The sequence below is a fragment of the Phenylobacterium sp. genome (genome assembly GCF_004799395.1).
Lineage (GTDB): Bacteria > Pseudomonadota > Alphaproteobacteria > Caulobacterales > Caulobacteraceae > Phenylobacterium.
Map to the genome: position 1 here is coordinate 1 of NZ_SSMZ01000284.1, position 11,447 is coordinate 11,447.

At 68.2% G+C, this 11,447-nt stretch carries 6 protein-coding genes; 4 read left to right on the forward strand and 2 right to left on the reverse strand.

Features of this window, described 5'->3' with window-relative positions:
* Positions 1-411 precede the first annotated feature (411 nt).
* From E8A12_RS18375 to E8A12_RS18390, 4 genes are read left to right on the forward strand one after another with little or no spacing between them, the layout of a single operon-like run.
* Entirely contained in the window at positions 412-2,349 is a 1,938-nt protein-coding gene (locus tag E8A12_RS18375) for an efflux RND transporter periplasmic adaptor subunit (protein WP_293371513.1), read from the forward strand.
* Between the two features lie 31 nt (positions 2,350-2,380).
* The gene (locus E8A12_RS18380) at positions 2,381-5,494 is read left to right on the forward strand and encodes an efflux RND transporter permease subunit (protein ID WP_293371516.1); all 3,114 of its coding nucleotides are present in this window, start codon (positions 2,381-2,383) and stop codon (positions 5,492-5,494) included.
* Positions 5,491-8,817 carry an efflux RND transporter permease subunit gene (locus E8A12_RS18385; RefSeq protein WP_293371518.1) on the forward strand — a complete coding sequence of 1,109 codons (3,327 nt, stop codon included), beginning with the start codon at positions 5,491-5,493 and terminating at the stop codon, positions 8,815-8,817. Before E8A12_RS18380 ends, E8A12_RS18385 begins: the two co-directional genes overlap by 4 nt.
* Complete coding sequence (locus tag E8A12_RS18390) at positions 8,814-10,292, forward strand: efflux transporter outer membrane subunit (RefSeq protein WP_293371520.1); 1,479 nt, start codon at positions 8,814-8,816, stop codon at positions 10,290-10,292. The genes E8A12_RS18385 and E8A12_RS18390 overlap by 4 nt, the downstream gene beginning before the upstream one ends.
* 30 nt (positions 10,293-10,322) lie before the next feature.
* On the opposite strand, the gene E8A12_RS18395 is transcribed toward E8A12_RS18390, so the two are convergent.
* Both E8A12_RS18395 and E8A12_RS18400 read right to left on the reverse strand, forming a co-directional pair.
* On the reverse strand, positions 10,323-10,886 hold the full coding sequence (locus E8A12_RS18395) for a demethoxyubiquinone hydroxylase family protein (protein WP_293371522.1): 564 nt from the start codon (positions 10,884-10,886) through the stop codon (positions 10,323-10,325).
* Entirely contained in the window at positions 10,883-11,395 is a 513-nt protein-coding gene (locus tag E8A12_RS18400) for a disulfide bond formation protein B (RefSeq protein WP_293371524.1), read from the reverse strand. Before E8A12_RS18400 ends, E8A12_RS18395 begins: the two co-directional genes overlap by 4 nt.
* Between the last annotated feature and the right edge of the window lie 52 nt (positions 11,396-11,447).

Sequence of the window (11,447 nt, forward strand, 5' to 3'; positions counted from 1 at the left end):
AGCTCGTCCCAGCATCGAACTTGCGACTTCACCCCCATCCGATCCCGTTGGGGCAATTTTCTACCCTTGGATTTTCTCGATTTTGACTACGGAGTCAGGCTCCTAGCGCGGCGCTCTCTGTCGCCACCTTAGCCCAGATTAAATTTCAGTCAGATTTCGCCCCGCGCGCCGGCTGCCGACCGCCGTTCTGCAAGGGGGCGCATTGCGGCGCCGTCACCCAGTTGCAGCGCCGGAAGGTTCGGACGCAGGGCGGAAAGACGCTTGTCATGGGGAAGCCTTAGTAGGAGGCGAGTTAGCTTGGCAAACGCCTCCCATTCAGCAATGAGCGGGGGAACAGCGTTTGCTGCGCGACTGTTATGGTGAAGCTTGCGCCGATGCGCGCGCCGGTCCGCAGGTGACCCCGGAGGAATGATGGATAATCGAGCGCGCGCCGCTTTCTGGAGCAAGGAGCATCCTCTCCGGCGCACCCTGGTCATCCTGTTGGTGCTGGCGGCGCTCGCCGGCCTGATCTGGTTCGCGGTCTCGCTGGCCCACAGCAGCAAGTCCGGCGCCGCGGGCGGTCCTGGAGGACCCGGCGGACCGGGCGGCGGACGCGGACGCCGGCCCTCGACCACGGTCGGCGTGGCCACGGCCACGGTCTCCGACATCCCGATCACCCTGGACGGCCTGGGCACGGTGACGCCCCCGGCGACGGTGACGGTGACGCCGCAGGTTTCCGGTGTGATCATCAGGATCCTCTTCAAGGAGGGCCAGCTGGTGAAGAAGGGCCAGGCGATCGCCGAGATCGACCCCCGGCCGTTCCAGATGGCGCTGCTCCAGGCGCAGGGCAATGAGACCCGCGACGAAGCCCAGCTGGACAACGCCAGGATCCTGCTGAAGCGCGACCAGACCCTGCTGACCCAGGACTCCATCGCCCACCAGGATGTCGACACCCAGGCGGCGCTGGTCAAGCAGCTCGAAGGCACTGTGGTGACCGACAAGGCCGCCGTCGGCTCGGCCAAGCTAAACCTCGGCTATTCGAAGGTGATCTCCCCGGTGGGCGGTCGCATCGGCCTGCGCGCCGTGGACCTGGGCAACTTCATTCAGGCCGGCAGCACGACCGGCTTCGCTGTCGTGACGGAAGTCACGCCGATCGACGTCGAATTCACCGTCGCCCAGGACGCCGTGCCCAACCTGCAGGCGCAGGCGGCGCGCAGCCAGTTGCCGGTGACGGCCTATGACCGCTCCAAGACCACGGTGCTGGATCAGGGCATGTTCTCAACCCTCGACAACGTGGTCGATCCGACCACCGGCACGGTGAAGGCCAAGGCGCGTTTCGCCAACGCCAATGGGGCGCTGTTCCCCAGTCAGTTCGTCAACGTCCGCATCGCGCTGCAGACCCTGCACAACGTTGTGGTGGTGCCGGTGACGGCGGTGCGCACCGGGCCGCAGGGCGACTTTGTCTGGATCCTGAAGGCCGACAAGACGGTCACCAAGCGCAACGTGACGCGCGGTCCGGCGACGCCCCTGGTGACCAGCATCACCCAGGGCCTGAACCCCGGCGAGAAGGTGATCACCGAAGGCGGCGACCGCCTGACGGAGGGCGGCAAGGTCACGCTCCCGACCGACAAGAACCCGATGCTGATCTGCGCGCCCGACATGAAGAAGCTGTGCGACGGCAAACAAGGCCGCGACGCCTTCATGTGCCTGCGCCAGAATGTGGCCAAGACCAGCCCGGCCTGCCAGTCGGCGATGGCCGAGGCGGCGGCGGCCCGCGCAGGCGGCGGCGGCGGCGGCGGCTCAAACGGCGGTAGCGCGGGCGGATATGGCGCCGGTGCGGGCGGCGGCGGCTTCACGCCTTCGCCGGAGATGCAGGCGGCCCGCGAGGCCATGCACAAGGCCTGCGATCCCGACACAAAGAAGCTGTGCCCCGGTCAGGAAGGCCGCGAAGCCTTCAACTGCCTGCGCGAGAACAGCGCCAAGGCCTCCAAGGCCTGCCAGGCGGCCCTCGCCAAGATGCCGACGCGGCCTCCGGGTGGCGGTGGCGGTGGCGGCGGCGGCGCGCCCGGCGGCGGCTTCGGCGGCGCACCGGCTGGCGGCGCGGCCCCGACTGGCGGCGGCGCGGCCGGCGGCGGCGGCGGCGGCGCTGGCGGCGCAGGCTTCACCATGTCGCCCGAGATGCAGGCGGCCCGCGAGGCCATGCACAAGGCCTGCGACGTCGACACCAAGAAGCTGTGTCCGGGCCAGGAGGGCCGTGAAGCCTTCATGTGCCTGCGCGAAAATGCGACCAAGGCCTCGGCCGCCTGTCAGGCGGCCATGGCCAAGATGCCCCATCGTACGCCGGGCGGCGGCGGTGGCGGCGGGCAGTGACTGTAGAGCTTAGAGACCGGTCCTCGAACGGATGAACCCGTCACGTCCCTTTATCCTGCGACCTGTCGCGACCGCCCTCCTCATGGTGGCGATCGTGCTGGCCGGGCTCGTGGGCTTCAAGCTCCTGCCGCTCTCGGCCCTGCCGGAAGTGGATTATCCCACGATCCAGGTCACCACCCTCTATCCGGGCGGCAGCCCGGAGGTGATGGCCCAGACGGTGACGGCGCCCCTGGAGCGCGACTTCGGCCAGATGGCCGGCCTGCAGCGGATGACCTCCGTGTCGTCCGCCGGCGCCTCGGTGATCACCCTGCAATTCGACCTGAAGCTGGCCCTCGATGTCGCCGAGCAGGAGGTGCAGGCCGAGATCAACCAGGCAAACACCCTGCTGCCCGCCGACCTGCCGGCGCCGCCGATCTACGCCAAGGTGAACCCGGCCGATGCGCCCGTCCTGACGCTGGCGGCGACCTCCGACACCATGCCGCTGACGGACGTGCAAAACGTCATCTACACCCAGCTGGCTCAGAAGATCAGCCAGGTCTCCGGCGTCGGCCTGGTGACGCTTTCCGGCGGCCAGCGGCCGGCGGTGCGGATCCAGATCAACACCGACGCCCTGGCCGCCTATGGCCTGACGCTGACCACCGTGCGCAGCGCCATCAGCTCGGCCAACGCCAATGCGCCGAAGGGCAGTTTCGAGGGCCCGACCCGCAGCTACACCATCAACGCCGATGACCAGCTGGCCACGGTGGACGACTACAAGAACCTGATCATCGCCACCCGCAACGGCGCCTCGGTGCGGATGTCCGACGTCGCCAACGTCGTGCAGGGCCCGGAGAACGTCCAGCTCGGCGCCTGGTCAGGCAAGACGCCGGCGATCGTCGTCAACGTGCAGCGCCAGCCTGGCGCCAATGTCATCAAGACCGTCGACGCCATCAAGGCCCAACTTCCTGTGCTCACCGCCGCGCTGCCGCCGGGGGTCCATATCAGTGTGCTGTCAGACCGCACCACCGGCATCCGCGCCTCGGTCCACGACGTGGAGATGGAGCTACTGCTGGCGATCGTGCTCGTCGTGCTGGTGATCTTCTTCTTCCTGCACTCGATCCGGGCCACGATCATCGCCGGCCTGGCCGTGCCGATCTCGCTGATCGGCACCTGCGGCGTGACCTATCTGCTGGGCTTTAGCCTCAACAATCTCAGCCTGATGGCGCTGACCATCGCCACCGGCTTCGTGGTCGACGACGCCATCGTCATGCTGGAAAACATCTCCCGCCACGTGGAGGACGGCGAGCCGCCCTTTGAGGCCGCGTTGAACGGCGCCAAGCAGATCGGCTTCACGATCATCTCGCTGACCGTCTCGCTGCTGGCGGTGCTGATCCCGCTGCTGTTCATGGGCGACGTCGTCGGGCGCCTGTTCCGTGAGTTCGCCATCACGCTCGCCATCACCATCCTGATTTCGGCGGTGGTGTCGCTGACGCTCACGCCGATGATGGCCGCGCGCTGGATGACGGCCGACGAGCATCACGCCAAGCCCGGAAGCTTCGGCGAGAAGACCCAGGCTTGGTTCGATAAGGTCATCGCCCGTTACGACCGCGCGCTGCTCTGGGTCCTGGACCGCCAGACCGCGACCCTGATCGTCGCCGTCGCCACCTTCCTGGTGACGGTCCTGCTCTATGTGGTGATCTCCAAGGGCCTGTTCCCCGTGCAGGACACCGGGCAGCTGCAGGCCCGTATCCAGGCCTCGGACACGGTCTCCTACCAAAAGATGGCGCAGCTGCAGGGCGAGGTTGCCAACCTGGTGATGCAGGACCCGGCGGTGGAGAATGTCTCGTCCTTCGTCGGCGTCGACGGCTCGACCAACGCCACGCTGAACTCAGGCGAGCTGCTGATCAATCTCAAGGAAAGCCACGGCTCCCAGACCAAGGTCATGCAGCGGCTGCGGGACGCCGTCGCCAAGGTGGCCGGCGTACAACTCTACATGCAACCGACGCAGGACCTGACGGTGGACGCGGAGTCCGGCCCGACCCAGTACCGGGTCTCGGTGGAAGGCGCGAACACCCAACAGGTCGATGACTGGGCGGTGAAGCTCACCGAGGCGCTCGCCAAGGAGAAGAAGCTTCAGAACGTCACCACCGACGCCGCCGACGTGGGCCTGTCGGCCTTCGTCAACATCGACCGCGACACCGCCGCCCGCCTCGGCATTACGCCGGCGGCGGTGGACGATTCCCTCTATTCGGCCTTCGGCCAGCGGATCGTCTCGAACATCTTCACCGAGACCAATCAGTACCGGGTGATCCTGGAAGCCCAGGCTGGCAACGCGACGCCGCAGGGTCTGGGGGGCGTCCAGCTGCAGTCCACCGGCGGTTCGACGCCGCTGGCGGCGATCGCCAGCATCAAGCAGACGACCGCCCCGCTGCAGGTCCGCCACGTGGCCCAGTTCCCGGCCGCCACCGTCGGCTTTGACACCGGCGGCGGGACCTCGCTGGGCGGCGCCGTCGCCGACATCCGCAAGGTGGCCGGCAAGATCAGCCAGCCGGCCGGCATCACGCTCACCTTCCTGGGAGCGGCCGGGGCCTATGAGAACTCGCTGAACAACGAGCTGTGGCTGATCCTTGCAGCGGTGGTCTGCGTCTACATCGTGCTGGGCGTGCTCTACGAGAGCTACATCCACCCGCTGACGATCCTCTCCACCCTGCCCTCGGCCGGCGTCGGCGCCCTCCTGGCCCTGATGTTCACCGGCAACGACCTGGGGGTGATCGGGATCATCGGGATCATCCTCTTGATCGGCATCGTGAAGAAGAACGCGATCATGATGATCGACTTCGCCCTCGACGCCGAACGCGAGCAGGGGATGAGCGCGCGCGAGGCCATCCACCAGGCGGCCCTGTTGCGGTTCCGCCCGATCCTGATGACCACAATGGCGGCCCTGTTCGCCGCAGTCCCGCTGATGTTGGGCCTAGGCGAGGGCGCGGAGCTGCGCCGGCCGTTGGGCATCGCCATCTTCGGCGGCCTGATCGTCAGCCAGCTCTTGACCATCTTCACCACGCCCGTCGTCTACCTCTGGTTCGACAAGCTGGCGCCCAAGAAGACCAAGACCCGGGCCGCTGAAGGCGAGCCGCCGCTGGCGCCTTCGCCGGAGCCGGCCGAATGAACCTCTCGGCTCCGTTCATCAAGCGGCCGATCGCCACCATCCTGCTGACGATCGGCCTGGCGTTGTCGGGCGTGGCGGGCTTCCTGGTGCTGCCGGTCGCGCCGCTGCCGATGATCGATCTCCCGGTGATCAATGTGCGCGCCAGCTTGGCCGGCGCCAGCCCGACGACCATGGCCTCAGACGTCGCGACGCCGCTGGAGCGCAGGCTGGGGACCATCGCGGGGGTCAACGAGATCACCTCGTCCAGTTCGACAGGGTCGACCAGCGTCACCCTGCAGTTCGACATCTCCAAGAACATTGACGCCGCCGCGCGCGCGGTGCAGGCCGGCATCAACGCCGCCCGCGCCGACCTGCCGCCGACGCTCCGGCAGAACCCGACCTACAACAAGGCCAACCCGGCCCAGCAGCCGGTGATGATCCTGGCGCTGACCTCCGACACCCGCACGCCCGGCCAGATCTATGACGCGGTGAACAACATCGTGGTCCAGCGGCTGAGCCAGGTCAGCGGCGTTGGCCAGGTGGACATCGGCGGCAGTTCGCAACCGGCGGTGCGGGTGGAGGTCTCGCCCTTCGCCCTCAACCGCTTCGGCATCAGCCTCGAGGACGTGCGCACCGCTATCCAGTCGGCCAACGCCAACCGGCCTAAGGGCATGGTTCAGGACGCGAGCGGCCAGAGGTTCCAGATCTACACCTCCACCGGCGGCATCCACGCCTCGGACTACGCCCCTCTGATCATCGCCTACCGCCGGGGATCGGCCGTGCGGCTGTCCGACGTCGCCAGCGTGATCGACAGCGTGGCGGACGTCCACACCCTCGGCCTGATCAACGGCAAGTCCTGCATCGTCGTGCTGATCACCCAGCAACCCGCCGCCAATGTGATCGCGCTGGTGGATTCGGTGCGGAAGGTCCTGCCGCTGCTGCAGGCTCAGATGCCCGCCGACGTGAAGATGCAGGTGGCCTCGGACGCCACCACCAGCATCCGCGCGTCGCTCAGGGAGATCGAGGTCACGCTGGCCATCGCCATCGCGCTCGTGGTGGTGGTGGTCGGCGTCTTCCTGCGCCGCTGGAAGGCGACGCTGATCCCGGCGGTGGCGACGGTGGTGTCGCTCTTGGGCACCTTCGGGATCATGTACCTGCTGGGTTTCTCCCTGAACAACATCAGCCTTATGGCGCTGACCGTGGCCTCGGGCTTCGTGGTCGACGACGCCATCGTGGTGCTGGAGAACACCAACCGCCTGATCGAGGGCGGCATGAGCCGCTTCGACGCCGCCCTGGCCGGGGCGCGCCAGGTCGGTTTCACGGTGCTCTCCATGAGCATCTCGCTGGTGGCGGTGTTCATCCCCCTGTTGTTCATGGGCGGCCAGGTCGGCGCCCTGTTCAAAGAGTTCGCGGTGACCCTGTCGGCGTCGGTGCTGATCTCGCTGGTGGTGTCGCTCACCACTACGCCGATGATGTGCGCCTACCTGCTGCGCTCGAAGGACGAGGAGCAGCCGGAGGGCCGCGTCTCACGCGCCATCGGGCGGGCGATCCAGTGGCTGCACAAGAGCTACGAGCACAGCCTCGACTTCGCGCTGGCGGCCAAGCCGCTGATGATGCTGATCCTGGCGGTGATCGTCTGCCTCAATGTCTACCTCTACATGGCCATCCCGAAAGGCTTCTTCCCGATCCAGGACTCCGGTCGGCTGAACGGCGGCCTGCGCGCCGACCAGTCGATCTCCAACGAGGAGATGGGCGTCAAGATGAAGCAGCTTGTGGCGATCCTGCTGAAGGATCCGGCCGTTCAGACGGTGGTGGGCTTCACCGGCGGCGGGCGCTCCGGCGGCGGCTTCCTGTCCGTGGACCTGAAACCCCGGGGCCAGCGCAAGGAGGGCGGCGCCGCTGTGGTCGCTCGGCTGCGGCCGCAATTGGCCAAGGTGACCGGCCTCACCGTGTTCCTGAATCCGCAGCAGGACTTCCGCGCCGGCGGCCGGCAGTCCAACGCCACCTATCAATACACGCTGAAGGCCGACAATCGGGCCGACCTAAAGGAATGGGCGCAGAAGCTGAACGACGCCATGGCCGTGCAAACCACTGTGATGACCGACGTCAGCACCGATCAGCAGGACAACGGCGTCGAGGCCTATGTGGACGTCGATCACGACTCCGCCGCGCGCCTCGGCGTCAACCTGCTCGACGTGGACAACGCCCTCTACGACAGCTTCGGCCAAAGGCCGGTGGCCAACATCTACGAGGACCTCAACACCTACAGCGTGGTGATGGAGAACGCCCCGCAGTACACCATGAGCCCAGAGGCGCTGCAGAGCATCTACGTCCCCGCCAGCTCGCCGGTGACGGTGAGCAAGCCCGCCGCCTCCAACCAGCCGCAAACCGCCGCGGCGGTGGCCGCCGCCAACGCCGCCGCCACCCAGGCGAGCTCCAGCACCACCGGCTTCAGCTCCGGGTCGGGCGGCTCCAGCGGAGCCAACGGGGCGTCCCAGACGCAGGCGGCCAACCCCGGCGCCCGCGACCCCGGCACCGGCAGCGCGCTCAACACCTCGGCGCGCAATATGATCCCGCTGTCGGCGATCGCGAAGTTCTACAACCGCGCTGCGCCGGCGGCGATCAACCACCAGGACGCGGAGCTGGCGACCACCATCTCGTTCAACCAACCCGACGGCGCGTCACTCAGCGACGCCCAGGCCGCGATCATCCAGGACGAGGCCGACATCCACATGCCGACCAACGTGCGCGGCGCTTTCGCCGGCACCGCCAAGGGCTTCACCGACACCCTGAAGCAGGAGCCGGTTCTGATCCTGGCGGCCCTGATCGCGATCTACATCGTGCTCGGCATCCTCTACGAGAGCCTGATCCATCCGATCACGGTGCTCTCGACCCTGCCGTCGGCGGGCTTCGGCGCGCTGCTGATGCTGATGATCTTCAAGATGGAATTTTCGGTCATCGCCTTGATCGGCATCTTCCTGCTGATCGGCCTGGTGAAGAAGAACGCCATCATGATCATCGACTTCGCGCTCGACGCGCAACGCAGCCGCAACCTGTCCGCCACCGAGGCGGTGCGCGAGGCCTGTCTGCTGCGCTTCCGCCCGATCCTGATGACCACGCTGGCCGCGGGCCTCGGCGCCCTGCCGCTGGCCATTGGTTTCGGCGAGGGCTCGGAGCTGCGCCAGCCGCTGGGGATCGCCATCATCGGTGGCCTGATCGCCAGTCAGCTGCTCACCCTTCTGACCACCCCGGTGGTCTACGTCTACATCGACCGGTTGCGGCGTCACCGCGACGAACGCTACCTCAGCCGCCACAGCGGCGATGGCCAGGTCCAGCCCGCATGATGAAGTCCTCGTACCGTCTTTCCGCCGTCCTGCTGACGTCAGCCGCCCTTGCCGGCTGCGCGGTCGGGCCCAACTATGTGCGGCCCTCCGCCCCGCTTTCCCCGACCTTCAAGGAAGCGCCGGGCGGCTGGTCTCCAGCTGCGCCCGCCGACACCCTGGACCGCGGCGACTGGTGGACCCTGTTCGGCGACCCGATCCTGAACGGTCTCGAGGCCAAGGTGCAGGTCTCCAACCAGAACGTCATCGCCGCTGAGGCCGCCTATCGGGAAGCCCGCGCCGTGGTCGCCGCCGATCGCGCCCAGCTCTTCCCGACCGTCGACCTGACCGGCAGCGGCACCAAGTCCGGCACGGGCGGCAACGGGAGCGGCGCGGGCACGGTGATCACCGGCGCGGGCGGCAGCACAGTCATCGCCGGCGGCGGATCTTCGACCACCACCCAGTACCGGGTGAGCGCCGACGTCAGCTGGGCGCCGGACATCTGGGGGCGCATCCGCCGCACCATCGAAGGCGCCAAGTCGAACGCCCAGGCCAGCGCCGCCGACCTCGCGGCGGCCAAGCTCACGGCCCAGGCCGAGCTCGCCACCGACTATTTCGGACTGCGCGCCGCCGACGCCGAGATCGCGCTCGACCAGGCGACGGTCACCGCCTACCAGCGCACGCTGACCATCACCCAGAACCGCTACAACGCCGGCACCACGGTCCGCAGCGACGTCTATCAAGCCCAGACCCAGCTCGCCAACGCCCAGTCCGACCTGGCCGGGCAGACGCAGGCGCGGGACGACTTCGAACACGCCATCGCCGTGCTGACCGGCGAAGCTCCGGGTGGATTCACCCTGGCCGCGGCGCCCTGGATCGGCACCGTGCCAGCCGTGCCGCCGACGGTGCCTTCGGCGATCCTGCAGCGGCGCCCGGACATCGCCGGCGCCGAGCGCCGGGTGCAGGCCGCTAACGCCCAGATCGGCGTGCAGGTCGCGGCCTACTATCCGGACATCACGCTCAGCGGTTCCTACGGCTTCGCGGCGACGGAGCTCGGCCACCTGTTCTCCAGCGCCAATTCGCTCTGGAGCTACGGCGGGTCGATCGCCGAGACCATCTTCGACGCGGGCGCGCGCCGCGCCCAGGTGAACCAGGCCAAGGCGGCTCACGACCAGGCCGTCGCCCAGTATCGCGAGACGGTGCTGGAAGCACTGCAGACCGTGGAGGACCAACTCGCGGCCACCCGCGTCCTTGCGCAACAGGCCGATCTGCGCGCCCAGGCCTCCACCGCCGCCGACGCTGCCGAGAAGATCTTCCTCAACCAGTATTCGTCCGGCACCGTGGTTTACACCGACGTGGTCACCGCCGAGACGGCAGCCTACACCGCCCGCCTCGCCGTGGTGCAGACGGCCGCTCAGCGGCAAACGACGGCGGTGGCCCTGATCCAGTCACTGGGCGGCGGCTGGAAGGCCAATACCGACCCTAAGGTTTCTCGCTGATCTTGATCGCCGCGCGACAGCGCGCGCCGATCAGACTTTTTCGCTGATTTTGATCGCCACGCGGCAACCCGCGCCGATCAGGGCGGAGAGCAGGGCGTAGGCCGGGGCCTCCTTGGCGCCCTCCTCCACCGCCAGGTCGCGGTGGGCGAGTTCTTCGTCGCGGAAGCCCGACAGCTCGCCGGCGAGCTTCGGGTCGCGTTCGGCCAGCTCGGCGATCTGATGGGCGTAGTGCTCTTCGATGACGGTCTCCACCGCCTCGGTGCAGGCGTGCGCGACCTTGTCGCCCATCAGCGCCGTGCCGGCGCCGAGTGCGAAGGCGGCGAAACGCCAGACCGGCGCCAATGCCGTTGGCCGCACCTGGCGCTCGGTCAAGAGGCGGTCGAAGCGGGCCAGGTGCTCGGCTTCCTGGGCCTCCATGTGGGCGAGCTGGCCGGCGATGCGTTCGTGACCGGCGGCCTCGCCCAGCACGGCGCGCTGGCCGCGGTAGATGGCGACGGCGGCCATCTCGCCGGCGTGGTCGACCCGCAGGATCTCGGCCATCCGCGCGGCGGCGGCGCCGCGGCCTGGCCGGGGCGGAACGGGCTTTCCGCTCATGCCTTGCTCCGTTCGCGGATGGCGGCGGCGACGCTCAGGCCGGTGAAGGCCACCGACGCCAGGGTGTTCCAGCCGGCCATGGAAAGACCCAGGAAGACCCAGGCAGGATGGTCGCAGGCGGGCATCTTCACTCCGCCGCCGTTCAGCAGCGCCTTCAGCGAGGCCATGGTGACCGTGCCGCCGCCGGAGCAGCTCTGTGGCCCAGGCCAGAACTTCCACTCGACGCCGGCGTGATAGCCGGCGACGCCGACGCTCGCCAGGAACACCAAGGCCAGGAGCCAGCAGGTCGCCTCGCGCCAGCGCGCGCCGCCCGAGAGGCGCACGAGGATCATCGCCGCCGCGGCGACGCCGCCGGCGACCCAATAGACGGTCCGCTGTTTCAGGCAGAGCTCGCAGGGCGCCAGGCCGCCGAAGGTCTGGAAGGCGTGGGCCGTGGCCAGCATTCCGGCCGAGATCAGCAGGGCGACGAACCGCCAGCGGTCGAGGAAGGGGCGCAGGAAGGCGGACATCGTGGCCTCTATAGCGTGGCTCTCCCGGCCCAGCCTAGTGCGCGAACTTCAG